The following is a 17,208-nucleotide window of genomic DNA, read 5'->3' on the forward strand; positions in this document are numbered from 1 at the left end:
GTGAGCCCGATGCTCTCAGAACCGAGCTTGTCAGATGACAGGAGGTCGGCCCAGCCGGGTGAGCCGCCATACCGTACGCCACTTCATGGGCCGACGGGGACCGCAAGGAGTGCGCCAGCCCTCCCGGAATCCGCCGAACCATGCCTTGAGCGCCGGCACGGAGGGCCGCCGCAGCAGGGTGAGCAGCACCCAGACCCCCAGATAGCAGGGGATCAGCGGGGCCGGCAGATTGCGCCGCGCCACCCAGACCCGGTTGCGGGCCACCATACGGTGATAGACCGCGTGCCGGGAGGGGGGCGTCGTCGGATGGAAGAGCACCATGTCCGCGCGGTAGTCGATGGCCCACCCGGCGTCCAGCGCACGCCAGGCGAGATCGGTCTCCTCGTGGGCGTAGAAGAACTCGTCCGGCAGGCCGCCGACCTCCGCGAGGACCTGGGTGCGGACCGCGTTGGCGCCGCCGAGGAAGGTGGTGACCCGGGAGGAGCGCATCGGGTCAGAGGCGCGCAGCCGCGGCACATGGCGGCGCTGGGTCTGCCCGGTGACCGGGTCGGCGATGCGGAAGCTGACGATGCCGAGCCGCGGGTCCTCGTCGAATGCCTGGCGGACCAGGTCGGCGGTGGCGGCGTCGGGCAGCAGCCCGTCGTCGTCGAGGAAGAGCAGTACGTCCACGTCCGAGCCGGCCGGGCCGAACGCCTCGATGCCGACATTGCGGCCGCCGGGGATGCCCAGGTTCTCGGGCAGTTCCACGGAGCGCACGCCCTCGGGGAGGCCCGTGACGGGCGCGCCGTTGCCGACGACCACCACGTCGATGGGGTCGCCGTGCTGCTTGGCGACCGAGTCGAGCAGCGCCCGCAGCTCTTCGGGGCGGTCGCCCATGGTGATGACGACCGCGCCCAGCTTCATCTCGCTCATCTCCCCCGCCCTCACCTCAGCCTGCTGGAGGCGAGGATGGAGACCAGGTGCAGCAGGGTCTGCAGGACCGCGATGCCCGCCAGGACCGCGATGCCGAGGCGGGTGAAGAACAGCTCGCCCTGGACCGTGTCGAGGATCGCGGCGGCGAGGATGAACAGGCTGGCCTCGATGCCGCCGACGAGCCGGTGGAATTTCAGCGCGGCCGCGGCGCGGCGGGCGAGCGCGAGACCCGAGGAGCGGGGCACGGACGCCTCGTCCTTGACGGCGGGCAGTCCGCTGCGGGTGCGCGCCACGTCGACCAGGTCGGTCTCGGCCTTGATCAGGATCGCGCCGAGGGCGGCGACCGTGCCGAGGAACGCCCACAGCCACTCGGGCCGGCCGTCGCCGAGGACATCGGCCCCGCGCACGCCGAAACCGACGAGCAGGGCCGCCTCACAGAGATAGTGGCCTATCCGGTCCAGATAGACGCCCGTGATCGAGGTCTGGCCGCGCCAGCGGGCGACCTCGCCGTCGACGCAGTCCAGCAGCAGATAGACCTGGAAGAGCACGGCGGCGAGGATCGCGCCGGTCAGCCCGGGGATCAGCAGGGCCGCGCCGCCCAGCACGCCGACCACGATCATGAGGTACGTCAGCTGGTTGGGCGTGATCCTGGTGTTCACCAGATACGGGTCGACACGCAGCGAGATCTCGCGCATGTACAGGCGCCCGGCCCAGTGCTCCCCGCTTCTGCGGTCCTTGACTCCCTCCGGGTGGACGACCGGACGGAGTTCAGCAACTGATGGTCTTGGCATAGTCGGCGTATGCGTCCCTGATCTGGTCGGTGGCGAGGTCGAGGTGCTCAAGGATGGTGAAGCGGCCCGGCCGGGTCTGGGGGGCGTACTCCACGGCGGCGATGAACTCGCCCACGGAGAATCCGATCTCCTCGGGCAGCACCGGCAGGCCGTGCCGGCGCAGCACCTCGGCGAAGAGCCCCGCCTGTTCCGTCGCGCCGCGCAGATGCATCGCGAAGGCCGCGCCAATGCCGACCTGCTCGCCATGGCTGGCGGCGCGCTGCGGGTAGAGCAGATCGAAGGCGTGGCTGATCTCATGGCAGGCGCCGGACGAGGGCCGCGAGTCGCCGCTGATCGACATGGCGATGCCGGAGAGGACCAGCGCCTCGGCGAGGACGGTGAGGAACTCGTCGTCGCCGACGCCTCCCGGATGCCGCAGCACGGCCTCGCCCGCGGTGCGCGCCATCGCGGCGGCGAGCCCGTCCACCTGCTCACCGGTGACCTCGTGCGACAGCTCCCAGTCGGCGATCGCCGAGATATTGGAGATCGCGTCGCCGATGCCGGAGCGCACGAAACGGATCGGGGCGTCGCGGACCACGTCGAGGTCGATGACCATGGCGATGGGCGACGGCACGCCGTACGAGCCGCGGCCGTTGTCATTGTCGAGGATGGAGACCGGCGAGCAGAGGCCGTCATGCGCCAGGTTCGTCGCGACGGCGGCCATCGGCAGTCCGACCCGGGCGGCCGCGTACTTGGCCACGTCGATGATCTTGCCGCCGCCGAGGCCGATGACCGCGTCGTACCGCTTGCCCTTCATGGCGTCGGCGAGCGAGACGGCGGAGTCGATGGCTCCGTCGGCGACGGGATACCAGTCGGCGCCCGGCAGCGCCGGCGCGAGCCTCTCGCGCAGCGCCTGGCCGGAGCCGCCGCTGATGGCGACGGCCAGCTTCCCGGAGGGCGAGATCCGCTGGTCGGCGAGGAGCACGGCCAGTGAGTCGAGGGCGCCGCGGGAGATGTCGACGACGACCGGGGACGGGATGAGACGGGTCAGTACCGGCACGCGATCTCACGGCCCTTCGCGAGGTCGTCGTGGTTGTCGATCTCCACCCACTCGACCTCGCCGATGGAGGCGACGTCGATCTGGAAGCCGCGGTTGACGAGCTCCTGGTAGCCGTCCTCGTAGTAGAGGTCGGGGTCGCGCTCGAACGTCGCCTTCAGGGCGTCGGCGAGATCGGCGGCGGCCTCGGGCTCGATGAGGGTGACGCCGATGTACTCGCCCGCGGCGCTCGCCGGGTCCATCAGCTTGGTGATCCGCGTCACGCCGCGGCCTTCGGCGGTGATCACCTTCATCTCCTCGTCGGCGAGCCGCTTCACGGTGTCCAGCGCGAGGATGATCTTCTGACCGTCGCCGCGGGCGGCGAGCAGCGTCTTCTCGACGGAAACCGGGTGGACCGTGTCGCCGTTGGCGAGGATCACGCCCTCCTTGAGGACGTCACGGGCGCACCACAGGGAGTAGGCGTTGTTCCACTCCTCCGCCTTGTCGTTGTCGACGAGGGTGAGCTTCAGCCCGTACTTCGCCTCCAGCGCCGCCTTGCGCTCATAGACGGCCTCCTTGCGGTAGCCGACGACGACGGCCGCCTCGGTGAGGCCGATCTCGGCGAAGTTGCCGAGGGTGAGGTCGAGAACGGTGAGAGAACCGTCGCCCGCGGGGTCCACGGGCACGAGGGCCTTCGGAAGCGTGTCGGTGTAGGGGCGCAGACGCCGTCCGGCACCGGCTGCCAGTACAAGGCCGATCATGCTGGTTCTCCTTCGTCGTGTACGGCGGGTGCTCCGGAGGACACCCAGAAGCGGATGCTCTCGGCGAGCACCACAAGAGCCACGGCCCCGGCCAGGACGGTCAGCGCGAGGGTGAAGTCCGCGGCGGGCAGCAGCGCGGCGGCCAGCGTGACCGCCAGGATCCGTCCCTCGTGGCCGCCGGTCGCCCGCACCAGCCACTGCGGGGGCGCGCCGGTGCCGCCGCGGATGCGGTACACCGTGTCGTAGTGATGGTAGGCGACGGCGGACACCAGTCCGAAGGCGGCGGGCAACGCTCCGTTTACCTGAGCGTTGGCGGCGAGCGCGAGGATGACGCCGTATTCGGCCGCCCGGAACACCGGGGGAACCAGCCAGTCGAGGCTGCCCGTCAGCGGGCGGGCGACCGCGGCGGCGGAGGTGAGGACGTACAGCGCGGCGGCCGCGACGGGCCAGAAGGAGCCGTACGGGGTGAGCGCGGCGGCGAGGGTGACGGCGGCCGCGCCCGCGGCGGCCGCGGCGAGGGGTATCAAGCCGGGCAAGCCGGGCAGTCGAAGTGTCACCGGGCCCGCGAGGGGGCCGGTGTCGGCGAGGGCCGCGAGGGCCGCGGCGGCGCGCGGAGTCCGCCCTCCTTGCCCGCCATCGGGCAGGAGGGGCCCAGTTCTGCGGGTCAGCGAGCGCAGCACCCGGCCGGCGGTGGTGTAGCAGGCGGCGAAGCCGCAGCCGGCGAGCAGCGCGTAGAAGACGATCCTCGGGGTGGCCGCGGCGGTCAGCACGGCGATCATCGCCCAGCGTTCGCCGATCGGCAGCACGATCATCCGGCGCGCCCAGACCGTCCAGCCGACGCCGTCGAGGCGGTCGGAGAGCGCGGCGGTCGGCGAAGTGTTCCCGGTCGCGTCGTGGTTGGCCTCGTTGAAGGAGAAGTCCACGACATGGCGGCAGGTCTGGAGGACCATCGCGCCGAGCGCGAGCGCCCATACATCGTCGCCGCCGCGGGCGGCGCCGAGGGCCAGGCCCGCGTAGTAGGCGTACTCCTTCGCACGGTCGAACGTGGCGTCGAGCCAGGCGCCCATCGTGGAGTACTGCAGCGAGTAGCGGGCCAGCTGCCCGTCGGTGCAGTCCAGCACAAAGGAGAAGATCAGCAGCAGTCCGGCGGCGATGAACCCGGCGCGGGTGCCGGTGGCCGCGCAGGCGGCCGCGAGCAGCGCGGTGAGCAGGGAGGCGGTGGTGACCTGATTGGGGGTCAGTCCACGGCGGGCGCACCAGCGGGCGAGGTAGCGCGAGTAGGGGCTGATGCAGAAGGTCGTGAAGAAGCCGTCGCGGGCCTTGACGGCGGAACGGAGCCGTACGTCCTCCTCGTCGACGGCCTCGACGGCGGCGCGCGCCTGGTGGCGTGCCTCCAGCCCGGTCGGCACGGAGGCGACGAGCGACCCCAGCTCGGGCCGGTGCACGGCGGTTCCGCCCGCCTCCATGGCCTGCGCGAGCAGCTCGGGCAGGCTCTCGCGCACGGCCGACCGCGCGACGGGGCCGGACGGGTCCGCGGGCTCGTTCCCGCCGTGCACCGACGTCACGCCGCCCACGGCCGGGGACGCCGGCCCAGCGGTGCCCGCGCCGGAGGGCGGGGCACTGTCGTGCGGACGCGTGCTCGCCGCCGAGGCGTCGGCCACGCCGCGGGCCGCGTACTCGCGAGCGCCGCTGCCGGGCACACTGTCGGCGGCCGGAGCAGCCGAGGGCGCGTCGGCGCCGTCAGGCGGGTCCGTTCTCAGAGTGTCGGCGCGCGGCGGGCCGACCGGCCCCGTGCCGTCCGCGGGCAGGGAGCCGCTGCGGTCGGCCCGGTGCGGGGCGGCGGCTTCCCGCAGGGCGCGCAGCAGCGATGCGCGGGCCGCGGGCTGGGCCGTCACGGCGCCGGGGACCGCGGCCGCGGGGAAGCGCGGGTCGGTCAGCCCCAGACGCAGGGCGTGCACATGGCCCACGAAGCACGGGTCGACGACGGCGACCCGCTCCGCGGCCGGCACGGCGGCGAGCTGCGCGGCCGCCTCCTGTGCGCCGGAGGCGAACCGCACGTCGAAGCCCAGCGACCGCAGATCGCCCTCGAGCGACGATCCGGGTACCGGCGTGCCGGTGAGGATGGCGGTCGACAGACGAACTCACTCCTTGGAGCTGGCGGTGCTGGTGCGCGGTGCGGCTCGGGGCCGTGCCACGGGAGGACGCGCGCCGGCTGAGGCTATCGGATGAACACGGGCGGGGGTTCACCGGTCGTTCACGCCCTGGAGGCCCGCCGGCTCATCATCGTCGATGATCACCCCGGCCTCCAAACCGCCCCCGTACGGCCGCCGCGCGCCTTCCCCGCGGCCGCCTGGCGCGGCGGCCTGGCGCGGCCGTCGGCCGGGAGTCGGCCGGAAGTCGGACGGAAGTCGGACGGGTGTCGTCACACGGAGCTGACCTGGAGACGTCTCCGCAGGTCAGAGGAGATGACAACGGTGTTCAGCGCCATGTTTGGCGGATACCCCCCACCCGTAGTTCACTGAGGTTCCGGCAGATCATTTCCGACGACCGGGGAGGCGGCCTCATGGGGGCTGGGCACGATCACGGGCATACGCACGACGGGCGGCCGCCCAGCGGCACCGCGGGCGCCGCTTACCGGAGCCGGCTGCGCATCGCGCTCGCGATCACACTCAGTGTGATGGTCGTCGAGGTCGTCGGCGGTGTGCTGGCCAACTCTCTCGCCCTGATCGCGGACGCGGCCCATATGGCGACGGACGCGGTGGGGCTCGGCATGGCGCTGCTCGCGATCCACTTCGCCAACCGGCCCGCAGGGCTGAACCGCACCTTCGGCTTCGCACGGGCGGAGATCCTCGCCGCTCTGGCGAACTGCCTGCTGCTGCTCGGCGTCGGCGGCTATCTGCTGTACGAGGCGGTGCAGCGGTTCATCACTCCGGCGGAGACCAAGGGCGGGCTGACGATCGCGTTCGCCGCGGTCGGCCTGGTCGCCAATATGATCTCGCTCTCCCTGCTGGTACGGGGGCAGAAGGAGAGCCTCAACGTCCGCGGGGCCTATCTGGAGGTGCTCGCCGACGCCCTGGGCTCGGTGGCCGTGCTGATCTCGGCCGGGGTCATCCTCGCCACCGGCTGGCAGGCGGCCGACCCGATCGCCTCTCTCGTCATCGGTCTGATGATCGTTCCGCGCACGCTCAAGCTGCTGCGCGAGACGATAGACGTCCTGCTGGAGGCGGCTCCGAAGGGCGTCGACATGGCCGAGGTGCGGGAGCACATCCTTCAGCTGCCCGGGGTGGAGGGTCTGCACGATCTGCACGCCTGGACAATCACCTCGGGTATGCCGGTGCTCTCCGCCCATGTGGTGGTCAGCCCCGAGGTTCTCGACGCGATCGGCCACGAGAAGATGCTGCATGATCTTCAGGGCTGTCTGGGCGACCACTTCGACGTGGAACACTGCACCTTCCAGCTTGAGCCAGCCGGTCATGCGGCCCATGAGGCGCGGCTCTGTCACTGACGGCCGGTTCCGTCACCAACGGCCGGTTCTGTCACCGACGGCCGACGACGACCGCACAAGCGTCAACTGCGCGTCTCTCACACCACCCGGGACGGTGAAACCGGTGCGGTTTCCCGCACTGTCGAAGTACGGACAAGCCGCTTTTGTACGGCAGACTGAGCGGGCCCCAGGACCGAAGTGAAGGATGGGTATGCCGACCACACCAGCCACCGCGGCGAACAGTCCGTCGAACGGCGCACCGGAAGCGATCCTGCTCGAACTGGTCGATGAGCACGGCAACACCATCGGCACCGCGGAGAAGCTCGCCGCGCATCGGGCGCCCGGGCAGCTGCACCGGGCGTTCTCCGTGTTCCTCTTCGACGAACAGGGGCGGCTGCTGCTCCAGCGCCGCGCACTGGGGAAGTACCACTCCCCCGGCGTCTGGTCGAACACCTGCTGCGGGCACCCCTATCCCGGCGAGGCGCCGTTCACGGCGGCCGCCCGGCGCACCTTCGAGGAGCTGCGGGTGTCGCCGTCGCTGCTGGCGGAGGCGGGCACGGTCCGCTACAACCACCCCGACCCGGATTCGGGGCTGGTGGAGCAGGAGTTCAACCATCTCTTCGTGGGTCTGGTGCAGTCCCCTCCGCGACCCGACCCGGACGAGGTCGGCGAGACGGCCTTCGTCACCCCGGGGGAGCTGGCCGAGCTGCATGCCGACGCCCCGTTCTCGGCGTGGTTCATGACCGTGCTCGATGCGGCGCGGCCGGCGATCAGGGAGCTGACGGGGCCGTCCGGGGGCTGGTGAGCGGGTCCGCCGTACGAGACGGCGCGGCCGCGAGCGGCAGCGCCGCCCAGATGATCTTGCCACCGTTCGCCGTGTGCTCGACATCGCAGGTGCCGCCCGCCTCAAGGGTGATCTCACGGACGAGCAGCAGCCCGCGGCCGCCCGTCTGGCCGTAGTCCGTCTCCAGTGGTTTGGGCCGGTAGGGGTGGTTGTCCTCGACGGCCACCCTGATCCAGTCGGGCGAGACGGCGACCTCCACCGCGATCTGGGGCGACAGCAGAGCCGCGTGCCGTACGGCGTTGGTGACCAGCTCGGAGAGGATCAGCAGCAGCCCCTGGAGGAGGTCGTCCCGGACGGGCACGGCCTGGCGGGCCAGCAGATCCCGTACGGCGTGTCTGGCATGGGGGACGGACACCTCGACCGCGGGGACGGTGAACCGCCACACTCCCTCGTCCGCCGACGGCCGGGCTGGGACGCTCCCGCGGCTCTCCATCGTCTGGCACCCACCCTCGCTTCGAGGCCACTGACCACCGGGTAACAAGTGTTGGGAGGGTGTTGGTCCATACCGGGCACCTGAACAGAAGTCAGCGTCTATCGACGCCTTTTGATCAGGTGTGTACGACAGGGCGAGTTGCGCGACCGATGTTGGTCGTCTTCTCATCGCTCCGGATTGATTGGTTTATCCGGTCGCTCGACCATGCCGATGACCCGCCGTCCGCCGAGGCCGACCGCGATCAGCCCGAGCCCGTCGAACAGCAGCGCGAGCGAGAAGAAGGTGCCCAGCACATAGCGGCTGCTCTCCGGCCAGTTGCCGAGCACCAGAATGCCCAGCAGCAGCCCGAAGGCGCCCTGCACCAGCGTCCAGCCGAACTGCGGCCCGCGCACCACCACGCTGCCCACCAGCCGGAAGAGGCCGCCGGTGAGGAAGAGCAGGGCGGCGAACATCGTCAGCGCCTCCGCCGAACCCTCCGGATGGCGGATGACGACCACACCGGCCGCGATATTGAGCGCCGCGACCACCACGGCCAGCCAGAAGAAGCTGCTGCCGCGCGACTGCACCGCCTGGAGCAGTCCGACCAGTCCGCCGATCAGCAGCAGCCAGCCGAAGAGCAGCATCGAGGTCAGAGTCGCCGCAGCGGTGTAGACGAGCCCCACGAGCCCGCCGATCACCAGGATCGCGCCGAGCAGCGCAAGCCAGCCGAAGCTGCGGCTGAGCCTTCTGCCGTCCCAGGCGGAATCGGTCACGGGGTCAGCCATCGACGCCTCCTCGCAGCAGCGCACCAGCCCCTTCCTGATCGTACGATCACATCGCCCGGATAGCATCCGGCGCATGGAGCCCGAGCTGCAGCACACCGTCGCCGACGGCACGGCCACCGTCGTCATCAGCAACCCAGCGAAGCGCAACGCCATGACCGCCGGCATGTGGCGCGCCCTGCCCCCGCTGCTCGACGGGCTCGCCGCGGACCGCCGTGTGCGGGCGCTCGTGCTGACCGGCGCGGGCGACACCTTCTGCGCCGGGGCCGACATCTCGGCGCTGCGCGCACCCGGCGAGGAGCAGCAGCGGCTGGCGGTGCTGGCCGAGGAGGCGCTGGCCGCCTTCCCCAAGCCCACGCTGGCCGCGGTGCGGGGCTACTGCGTGGGCGGCGGCAGCCAGCTCGCGGCGGCCTGCGATCTGCGGTTCGCCGAGGAGGGGGCGCTGTTCGGGGTGACCCCGGCCAAGCTGGGGATCGTCTATCCCGCCTCGTCGACCCGGCGGCTGGTCGCGCTGGTGGGTCCTTCCGCCGCCAAGTATCTGCTCTTCTCGGGCGAGTTGATCGGCGTCGAGCGGGCGCTGCGGACCGGCCTGGTGGACGAGGTGCTGCCGTCCGGCGCGCTGGACAAGCGGGTCGCGGAGTTCACCCGGGTGCTGACCGCGCGCTCCCAGCTCACCCAGGCGGCCGCCAAGGAGTTCGCGGCGGGCCGGGACGACCGCGAGGCGCACTGGGCGGAGCAGGCCCGCGGCAGCGGCGACACCGCGGAGGGCGTCGCCGCGTTCCTGGAGCGCCGGGCGCCGCGCTTCGACTGGTCTGTGTGAGACCGTCCACACGGCTGCGGCGGCCGCCGTCCGGCGGGTCGCTCCCCTGTGACGGCCCGGCGGCCGGGGCCGCCGCCCCTGCTCAGCCCCGCGCGGCCGCCGCCTCCTTCTCGTCCTTCCCCGCCTCGGCCCTGCGCCGCCAGTAGTCGACGACCTCGGCCGGGGCCTTCTCCGGTGAGCCCGCGTCATACGGGGGCTGCGGGTCGTACTCGGTGAGCAGCTGCACGGACTGGGCGGTGAAGTCCCCGGAGACCCGGCCGAGGAGGTGCAGGGCCATGTCGATGCCCGAGGAGACGCCGGCGGCCGTGACGTACCTGCCGTCGAAGACCACCCGCTCCCCCGTGGCCTCGACGCCGAAGCGGCGCAGCTCGTCCATCGCCAGCCAGTGTGTGGTGGCCCGGCGGCCGGTCAGCAGGCCCGCCCCGGCCAGCACCAGGGAGCCGGTGCACACCGAGGTGGTCCAGGCCGAGGTGGCGTCGACCGCCTTCAGCCAGTCCGTGACGGTCTTGTCGCGCATGGCCGCACGGGAGCCGGGGCCGCCCGGCACCAGCACGATGTCCGGGGATCCCACCTCGTCGAGGGCGCGGTCGGCGACCAGCGCCAGGCTGCCCTGGTCGCCCCGGACCGGCCCCCTCTCCTTGGCGGTGAACACGGTTTCGGAGCCGGGCAGCCGGCCCAGCAGCTCATAGGGGCCGACGGCATCGAGGGCAGTGAACCTGTCGTACAGCAGTATGGCGATCTGCATCGCGTTCCTTTCGGTTCAGCGGTCATCGGTTCAAGGGGATTCGGCGTGTGCGGGGACGGGGCCGCGGAAGCGGCGGCGGTACTCCGCGGGCGCGGCCCCGAGGGTTCTGACGAAAGCGCGGCGCATCGCCTCCGGCGTGCCGTAGCCGCAGGCCCGCGAGATCTCCTCGACGCCGTCGCGGGAGTCCTCCAGCAGCCTCCTGGCGTGTTCAAGACGGACCCGCTCGACATAGCGCCCCGGCGTCATGCCGGTCTCGGCCTGGAAGGCGCGGGCGAAGTGCCGGGGCGAGAGCCGCGCACGGGCGGCCAGCGCCTCGACCGACAGATCGCCCCCGGGATGCTCGCTGATCCAGCGCTGCACCTCGCGCAGCGGCTCCCGGCGGGCGGTCTGCGCGGCGAGCTGGGCGCTGAACTGCGCCTGGTTGCCCGGTCTGCGCAGAAAGACCACCAGGACGCGGGCGACGGCGAGCGCCGCCTCCCGGCCGTGGTCCTCCTCGACCAGGGCGAGAGCCAGATCGATGCCCGCGGTGACCCCGGCGGAGGTGGCGATCTCCCCGTCCCTGACGAAGATCGGGTCCGGGTGCACGTCCACCTCCGGATGGCGGCGTGCGAGGCGGTCGCAGTGCGCCCAGTGAGTGGTCGCCCGGCGGCCGTCGAGCAGCCCCGCCTCGGCCAGCAGCAGGGCCCCGGTGCACACGGACAGCAACCGCTGGGCCCGGGGGGCGTGTTCGCGCAGCCAGTCGATCAGCCGCGGGTCGGGCGTACGGGTGCCCTCGCCTCCGGGGACGAGCAGCGTGTGCTCCACCTCGGCCTCGGCGAGCGGCATGTCCGGCGTCAGCCGCAGTCCGCTGGCGGTGCGGACGGGCGCTCCGTCGAGCGAGGCGGTGCGGATCGGGTACGCGTCGGCGTCGGCGTCGCCGGTGAAGTGGCCGGCGGCGGAGAACACCTCCACGGGCCCCGTGACATCCAGGCTCTGCACATCGTCGAAGAGGACGACGAGGACGGGTCGCTTCGTCATGGCTTCATCCTTCGCGGGCGCGTGGATGGCCGCAATGACGAAGACCCCACCTTTCCTGCCGTCCCTCGCGTGCCCGCAGCGCCTCCGGGCGGCTTCCGGGGGGCTTCCGACCGTACCAACCAGTCGGTAGCGTGCAGTCATGACCACTCTGCCCGCGCGCGCCGGACGGCGCTGCCACAATGTGCTCAACCCGCTGCACTCGACCGTGTACTTCTCGCCCGACTACGAGAAGGAGATGGCCCGGCTCGGACTTGAGGGCTGGGGTCCCGCCTACTTCGCGTCGCGGTCCGCCGCCATGGGCGCGGTCGGGCCTGGCGCGGTCACCGCGGCCTTCTACAACTTCAGCCATGAGGCGATCGCCCGGCACCTGCCCGCCGCCTGGTCGCAGGCCGCCCCCGAAGAGGTGCTCGCCGCCCGGCTGCGCGCCGTGGACGCCACCCTGCGGCGGCTGCTCGGCGAGGACGTCATCTCCTCCCCCGAGCTCGCCGAGGCCGCGCGGCTCGCGCTGCGCGCCGCCGAGGCGTGCACCCGCCACGCCCGCCCGCTGTACGCGGCGCACGCCGACCTGCCCGTGCCCACCGAGCCCCATCTCGCGTACTGGCACGCCGCCACCCTGCTGCGCGAGCACCGCGGGGACGGCCATGTCGCCGCGCTGATGTCCCTCGGCCTCGATCCCCTGGAGGCGCTGGTGAGCCACACCGCCACCGGCAAGGGCATGAACCCTCAGTGGGTCCTGACGACCCGCGGCTGGCAGTCCGCCGACTGGGAGGCCGCGCAGGAGCGGCTGCGGGCGCGCGGACTGCTCGACGGCGACGGCGAGCTGACGGACGAGGGCACGGCCCTGCGGGCGGAGCTGGAGGACCTGACGGACCGGTTGGACGCGGCTCCGTACGAGCACCTGGGCACGGACGGCGTGGAGCGGCTGACCGAGCTGGGGCGCGGTTATCTGGTGACGGCCGCGGCGGCCGGGGCGTTCCCGGAGGATCTGCTCGGCAAGGGCTGACGCCGGGCGCGACGGGCCGCGCGGACGGGGGCGCGCGACACGCCGCCCTGCCGCGCGGCACAATGCACTCTCAAGCACAGCCAGCGTGAGAAGGCGAGTCGGGACACCGTGACGACGTCCATCGAAGGCAGGATCGCCGAGGAGCTCGGCGTACGGGAGCGGCAGGTGAAGGCGGCCGTCGAGCTGCTCGACGGCGGGGCGACCGTGCCGTTCATCGCGCGCTACCGCAAGGAAGCGACCGAGATGCTCGACGATGCGCAGCTGCGCACGCTTGAGGAGCGGCTGCGGTATCTGCGGGAGCTTCAGGAGCGGCGGACCGCGATCCTCGACTCCATCCGTGAGCAGGGCAAGCTGGACGATGCGCTGCAGGCGCAGATCCTGGCCGCCGAGACCAAGGCGCGGCTGGAGGACATCTATCTGCCGTTCAAGCCGAAGCGGCGGACCAAGGCGCAGATCGCGCGGGAGGCGGGTCTTGAGCCGCTGGCCGAGGGCCTGCTGGGCGATCCGTCCGTGGAGCCGCTCGCCGCCGCGGCGGCGTTCGTGGACGCGGACAAGGGCGTCGCGGACGCGGCCGCCGCGCTGGAGGGCGCACGGGCGATTCTGACGGAGCGTTTCTCCGAGGACGCCGATCTGATCGGCGAGCTGCGTGAGCGGATGTGGACGCACGGGCGGCTCGCGGCGAAGGTGCGGGAGGGCAAAGAGGAGGCGGGCGCGAAGTTCGCCGACTACTTCGACTTCGCCGAGCCGTTCACCGAACTGCCCTCGCACCGGGTGCTCGCGATGTTCCGCGGCGAGAAGGAGGAGATCCTCGACCTGGTGCTGGAGCCGGAGGAGCCCGGTGACGGGCCTGCCGAGGGGTCGGCGTACGAGGCAATCGTCGCCGCCCGCTTCTCCATCGCCGACCGGGGGCGTCCGGCCGACAAGTGGCTGAAGGACACGGTGCGGTGGGCCTGGCGGACGAAGATCCAGGTGCACCTGGGGATCGATCTGCGGACGCGGCTGCGTACGGCCGCCGAGGACGAGGCGGTACGGGTCTTCGCCGCGAACCTGCGGGATCTGCTGCTCGCCGCGCCCGCGGGCACGCGCGCCACGCTGGGCCTCGACCCCGGCTTCCGCACCGGCGTCAAGGTCGCCGTGGTCGACGCGACCGGCAAGGTCGTGGCCACGGACACCATCTACCCGCACGTTCCGGCCAACAAGTGGGACGAGTCCCTGGCGACGCTGGCGCGGCTGGCGAAGCAGCACGCGGTCGAACTGGTGGCGATCGGCAACGGCACGGCGTCGCGGGAGACCGACAAGCTGGCGGGCGAACTGTGCGCCCGGCACCCGGAGCTGAAGCTCACCAAGGTGATGGTCTCGGAGGCGGGAGCGTCCGTCTATTCGGCCTCCGCGTTCGCCTCGCAGGAGCTGCCGGACCTCGATGTTTCACTGCGCGGGGCCGTGTCGATCGCCCGGCGGCTGCAGGACCCGCTGGCCGAGCTGGTGAAGATCGACCCCAAGTCGATCGGCGTGGGCCAGTATCAGCACGACCTGTCCGAGGTGAAGCTGTCGCGCTCGCTTGACGCGGTGGTGGAGGACTGTGTGAACGGCGTCGGCGTCGACGTCAACACCGCGTCCGCGCCGCTGCTGTCCCGGGTGTCCGGCATCGGGGCGGGCCTCGCGGAGAACATCGTCGCCCACCGCGACTCGAACGGACCCTTCCGCTCCCGGAAGGCGCTGAAGGACGTGGCGCGGCTGGGCCCGAAGGCGTACGAGCAGTGCGCGGGCTTTCTGCGCATCCGCGGCGGGGACGATCCGCTGGACGCGTCCAGCGTGCACCCGGAGGCATACCCGGTGGTGCGGTCGATGGTGAAGAAGTCGGGCGGCGAGGTCGCCTCGCTGATCGGCAACACGGCGGTGCTGCGGTCGCTGAAGCCGGGCGACTTCGTGGACGACACCTTCGGCCTGCCGACGGTGACGGACATCCTCCGCGAGCTGGAGAAGCCGGGCCGCGACCCGCGGCCCGCCTTCAAGACGGCCTCCTTCAAGGAGGGCGTGGAGAAGATCGGCGATCTGACGCCGGGGATGGTCCTGGAGGGCGTCGTGACGAACGTCGCGGCCTTCGGGGCGTTCGTGGACGTCGGTGTGCACCAGGACGGGCTGGTCCATGTCTCCGCGATGTCCAAGACCTTTGTGAAGGACCCGCGGGATGTGGTCAAGCCCGGCGACGTCGTCAAGGTGAAGGTCCTGGACGTCGACATCCCGCGCAAGCGGATCTCGCTGACGCTGCGGCTCGACGACGAGGCCGCGGGGGCGGGAGGCGGCGGCCGTCCGCCGAAGCAGCGGCAGGGCGGCGGGGGGCGCGAGCGCGACCGCCGCGGCGGCACTGGCTCCGGCGGCGGAGGCGGCGGGCGGCCGGGGCCCGCGCCCGCGAACAGCGCGATGGCCGACGCGCTGCGCAAGGCGGGTCTGCTGGACGGGGGCCGGGGGCGCGGCCGCCGCTGAGATGCGGGGGCTCCGCCCCCCGGCCCCCCGCGCCTCAAACTCCCCCAGCTACCGCTGGGGGTACCCCCAGGCGGGGCTGATGTGCTGGCTCCCGCGCCTCAATCGCCGGCGGGGCTGGACTTCTGGCCCCTGCGCCTCAATCGCCGACGAGGCTGGATGTGCGCTGCCAATGGCGGCGGGGCTGGGGTTGGGCGCAGCCGAATCAAGCGCGTTGGGGGCGCCTCCCGGACCGGGTCTGGGGGAGTTTGAGGACACGGCCTTCAGGCCGTACGGGGGTCTGGGGGCGGAGCCCCCGGTTACGGGAACCCCAGGGGCGTAGAGGGGAAAGCGCGGCGCCTCAGTGCTCAAGGACCTTGCCCTCCGTCACCTCGACCCGCCTCGTCACCCGCACCGCATCCAGCATCCTCCGGTCATGAGTGACCAACAGCAGCGTCCCCGCGTAGGAGTCGAGCGCGGACTCCAGCTGCTCGATGGCCGGCAGGTCGAGGTGGTTGGTCGGCTCGTCGAGGACGAGGAGGTTGACCCCGCGGCCCTGGAGCAGGGCGAGGGCCGCGCGGGTGCGTTCGCCCGGGGAGAGGGTGGTCGCCGGGCGCAGAACGTGGTGCGCGGTGAGGCCGAACTTGGCCAGCAGGGTGCGGACGTCGGCCGGTTCGGTTTCGGGGGCGGCCGCGCAGAACGCGTCGAGCAGGGTGTCGGTGCCGTGGAAGAGCGCCCGGGCCTGGTCGATCTCGCCGACCACGACGCCCGAGCCGAGCGCGGCGTGGCCCGCGGCCAGCGGGAGCCGGCCGAGCAGGGCGGCCAGCAGGGTGGACTTGCCGGAGCCGTTGGGGCCGGTGACGGCGACCCGGTCGGCCCAGTCGATCTGGAGTGAGACGGGGCCGAGTCGGAAGTCCCCGCGCCGCACCTCGGCGGCGCGCAAGGTCGCGGCCACCGCGCCCGAGCGGGGCGCCGCGGCGATCTCCATCCGCAGCTCCCACTCCTTGCGGGGCTCCTCGACGGTCTCCAGGCGCTCGATCATCCGCTGGGTCTGGCGTGCCTTGGCCGCCTGCTTCTCGCTCGCCTCGCTGCGGAACTTCCGGCCGGCCTTGTCGCCGTCGGGGGCCTTGCGCCGGGCGTTCTTGACGCCCTTGTCCATCCAGGCGCGCTGGGTGCGCGCCCGCGTCTCCAGGGCGGCCTTCTTGTCCGCGTACTCCTCGTACTCCTCACGGGCGTGCCGCCGCACGGTCCGGCGTTCTTCCAGGTAGGACGCGTAGCCGCCGCCGTAGAGGGTGATCTGCCGCTGGGCGAGGTCCAGTTCGAGGACCTTGGTCACGGTGCGGGTGAGGAACTCGCGGTCATGGCTGACGACGACGGCGCCCGCCCGGAGTCCGGTGACGAAGGACTCCAGCCGCTGAAGCCCGTCCAGGTCGAGGTCGTTGGTGGGTTCGTCGAGGAGGAAGACGTCATAGCGGGACAGCAGCAGCGAGGCGAGCGAGGCGCGTGCCGCCTGGCCGCCGGAGAGCGCGGTCATGGGCAGGTCGAGGCCGATCGTCAGACCGAGCGAGCCCGCGATCTCCTCGGCACGCTCGTCGAGGTCCGCGCCGCCGAGGTGGAGCCAGCGCTCCAGGGCGGTGGCATAGGCGTCGTCCGCGCCGGGCGTGCCTGCCACGAGCCCTTCGGTGGCTTCGTCCATCGCCGCCTGGGCCGCGGCCACGCCGGTGCGGCGGGCGAGGAACTCCCGGACCGTCTCGCCCGCCCGCCGCTCGGGCTCCTGCGGCAGATGGCCGACCGCGGCGGTGGGCGGCGAGAGCCGCACCTCGCCCTGTTCGGGCGTGTCGAGGCCGGCGAGCAGCCGGAGCAGCGTCGACTTGCCCGCGCCGTTGACGCCGACGAGTCCGACGACGTCTCCCGGCGCGACGACGAGGTCGAGAGCGGTGAACAGCGAGCGTTCGCCGTGGCCCGCGGCGAGATCCTTGGCGACGAGGGTGGCAGTCATCAGAGCGCTGATCCTACGGGCGCGGGCGCCGGCGCGTCACCGAGATATGCGCGCGACGGGCACGCCGCCCGCCGTGCGGGCCGCCCGTAGACCCGCGGGCCCGCCGCGTGCGCCGGAAGGGCCGCGGCGGGCGGTGCGTCGCAGTCGGCCGGACCCGGCACTC

Annotated in this window: 15 protein-coding genes; 5 read left to right on the forward strand and 10 right to left on the reverse strand. The window is 72.3% G+C overall.

What is annotated here, in order from left to right; genetic code table 11:
• Positions 1–30: 30 nt before the first annotated feature.
• The 5 genes from OF819_RS04555 to OF819_RS04575 are packed head-to-tail and all read right to left on the reverse strand — an operon-like array spanning position 31 to position 5,614.
• Positions 31–903 carry a glycosyltransferase family 2 protein gene (locus OF819_RS04555; RefSeq protein WP_416370471.1) on the reverse strand — a complete coding sequence of 291 codons (873 nt, stop codon included), beginning with the start codon at positions 901–903 and terminating at the stop codon, positions 31–33.
• Between the two features lie 20 nt (positions 904–923).
• Positions 924–1,703: a CDP-alcohol phosphatidyltransferase family protein gene (locus OF819_RS04560; RefSeq protein WP_267242016.1), complete on the reverse strand. Its 780-nt coding sequence runs from the start codon at positions 1,701–1,703 to the stop codon at positions 924–926.
• Complete coding sequence (locus OF819_RS04565) at positions 1,681–2,742, reverse strand: iron-containing alcohol dehydrogenase family protein (protein WP_267242017.1); 1,062 nt, start codon at positions 2,740–2,742, stop codon at positions 1,681–1,683. Before OF819_RS04565 ends, OF819_RS04560 begins: the two co-directional genes overlap by 23 nt.
• A complete protein-coding gene (locus OF819_RS04570) occupies positions 2,730–3,479 on the reverse strand; it encodes a phosphocholine cytidylyltransferase family protein (protein ID WP_267242018.1) in 750 nt (249 codons plus the stop codon). The genes OF819_RS04565 and OF819_RS04570 overlap by 13 nt, the downstream gene beginning before the upstream one ends.
• Positions 3,476–5,614: a DUF5941 domain-containing protein gene (locus tag OF819_RS04575; protein WP_416370472.1), complete on the reverse strand. Its 2,139-nt coding sequence runs from the start codon at positions 5,612–5,614 to the stop codon at positions 3,476–3,478. Before OF819_RS04575 ends, OF819_RS04570 begins: the two co-directional genes overlap by 4 nt.
• A gap of 428 nt (positions 5,615–6,042) precedes the next feature.
• Here OF819_RS04575 and OF819_RS04580 point away from each other — a divergent pair, with 428 nt between their 5' ends.
• Both OF819_RS04580 and idi read left to right on the forward strand, forming a co-directional pair.
• Positions 6,043–6,984 (forward strand): cation diffusion facilitator family transporter, encoded by a 942-nt coding sequence (locus OF819_RS04580; protein WP_267242020.1) that lies wholly within the window; start codon positions 6,043–6,045, stop codon positions 6,982–6,984.
• Positions 6,985–7,174: 190 nt separating this feature from the next.
• Positions 7,175–7,768, forward strand: coding sequence for an isopentenyl-diphosphate Delta-isomerase (idi, locus tag OF819_RS04585; RefSeq protein ID WP_267242021.1), 594 nt, complete (start codon positions 7,175–7,177; stop codon positions 7,766–7,768).
• On the opposite strand, the gene OF819_RS04590 is transcribed toward idi, so the two are convergent.
• Together OF819_RS04590 and OF819_RS04595 are read right to left on the reverse strand one after the other, a co-directional pair.
• On the reverse strand, positions 7,734–8,240 hold the full coding sequence (locus OF819_RS04590) for an ATP-binding protein (protein ID WP_267242022.1): 507 nt from the start codon (positions 8,238–8,240) through the stop codon (positions 7,734–7,736). The two genes, idi and OF819_RS04590, sit on opposite strands and share 35 nt — an antisense overlap.
• A gap of 164 nt (positions 8,241–8,404) precedes the next feature.
• Positions 8,405–9,004, reverse strand: coding sequence for an HdeD family acid-resistance protein (locus OF819_RS04595; RefSeq protein ID WP_267242023.1), 600 nt, complete (start codon positions 9,002–9,004; stop codon positions 8,405–8,407).
• A 73-nt stretch (positions 9,005–9,077) separates the two neighbouring features.
• Between OF819_RS04595 and OF819_RS04600 the strand changes: the two genes are divergently transcribed.
• Positions 9,078–9,821, forward strand: coding sequence for an enoyl-CoA hydratase/isomerase family protein (locus tag OF819_RS04600; RefSeq protein ID WP_267242024.1), 744 nt, complete (start codon positions 9,078–9,080; stop codon positions 9,819–9,821).
• An 82-nt stretch (positions 9,822–9,903) separates the two neighbouring features.
• On the opposite strand, the gene OF819_RS04605 is transcribed toward OF819_RS04600, so the two are convergent.
• Entirely contained in the window at positions 9,904–10,566 is a 663-nt protein-coding gene (locus OF819_RS04605) for a DJ-1/PfpI family protein (RefSeq protein WP_267242025.1), read from the reverse strand.
• A gap of 30 nt (positions 10,567–10,596) precedes the next feature.
• Complete coding sequence (locus tag OF819_RS04610) at positions 10,597–11,583, reverse strand: GlxA family transcriptional regulator (protein WP_267242026.1); 987 nt, start codon at positions 11,581–11,583, stop codon at positions 10,597–10,599.
• A gap of 139 nt (positions 11,584–11,722) precedes the next feature.
• Between OF819_RS04610 and OF819_RS04615 the strand changes: the two genes are divergently transcribed.
• Both OF819_RS04615 and OF819_RS04620 read left to right on the forward strand, forming a co-directional pair.
• Positions 11,723–12,586 (forward strand): SCO6745 family protein, encoded by an 864-nt coding sequence (locus tag OF819_RS04615; RefSeq protein ID WP_267242027.1) that lies wholly within the window; start codon positions 11,723–11,725, stop codon positions 12,584–12,586.
• Between the two features lie 108 nt (positions 12,587–12,694).
• Complete coding sequence (locus OF819_RS04620; protein ID WP_267242028.1) at positions 12,695–15,070, forward strand: Tex family protein; 2,376 nt, start codon at positions 12,695–12,697, stop codon at positions 15,068–15,070.
• Positions 15,071–15,407: 337 nt separating this feature from the next.
• Here the strand turns inward: OF819_RS04620 and OF819_RS04625 are convergent, their stop codons facing one another.
• A complete protein-coding gene (locus tag OF819_RS04625) occupies positions 15,408–17,045 on the reverse strand; it encodes an ABC-F family ATP-binding cassette domain-containing protein (protein ID WP_267242029.1) in 1,638 nt (545 codons plus the stop codon).
• Positions 17,046–17,208 lie beyond the last annotated feature (163 nt).

The sequence above is a fragment of the Streptomyces sp. PR69 genome, assembly GCF_026420845.1.
In the GTDB taxonomy this organism is placed as follows: Bacteria; Actinomycetota; Actinomycetes; order Streptomycetales; family Streptomycetaceae; genus Streptomyces.

Coding starts and splice junctions, on each gene's coding strand:
- OF819_RS04555 (WP_416370471.1), bottom strand. CDS start 903: ATGAAGCTGGGCGCGGTCGTCATCACCATGGGCGACCGCCCCGAAGAG.
- OF819_RS04560 (WP_267242016.1), bottom strand. CDS start 1,703: ATGCCAAGACCATCAGTTGCTGAACTCCGTCCGGTCGTCCACCCGGAG.
- OF819_RS04570 (WP_267242018.1), bottom strand. CDS start 3,479: ATGATCGGCCTTGTACTGGCAGCCGGTGCCGGACGGCGTCTGCGCCCC.
- OF819_RS04580 (WP_267242020.1), top strand. CDS start 6,043: ATGGGGGCTGGGCACGATCACGGGCATACGCACGACGGGCGGCCGCCC.
- idi (WP_267242021.1), top strand. CDS start 7,175: ATGCCGACCACACCAGCCACCGCGGCGAACAGTCCGTCGAACGGCGCA.
- OF819_RS04590 (WP_267242022.1), bottom strand. CDS start 8,240: ATGGAGAGCCGCGGGAGCGTCCCAGCCCGGCCGTCGGCGGACGAGGGA.
- OF819_RS04595 (WP_267242023.1), bottom strand. CDS start 9,004: ATGGCTGACCCCGTGACCGATTCCGCCTGGGACGGCAGAAGGCTCAGC.
- OF819_RS04600 (WP_267242024.1), top strand. CDS start 9,078: ATGGAGCCCGAGCTGCAGCACACCGTCGCCGACGGCACGGCCACCGTC.
- OF819_RS04605 (WP_267242025.1), bottom strand. CDS start 10,566: ATGCAGATCGCCATACTGCTGTACGACAGGTTCACTGCCCTCGATGCC.
- OF819_RS04610 (WP_267242026.1), bottom strand. CDS start 11,583: ATGACGAAGCGACCCGTCCTCGTCGTCCTCTTCGACGATGTGCAGAGC.
- OF819_RS04615 (WP_267242027.1), top strand. CDS start 11,723: ATGACCACTCTGCCCGCGCGCGCCGGACGGCGCTGCCACAATGTGCTC.
- OF819_RS04625 (WP_267242029.1), bottom strand. CDS start 17,045: ATGACTGCCACCCTCGTCGCCAAGGATCTCGCCGCGGGCCACGGCGAA.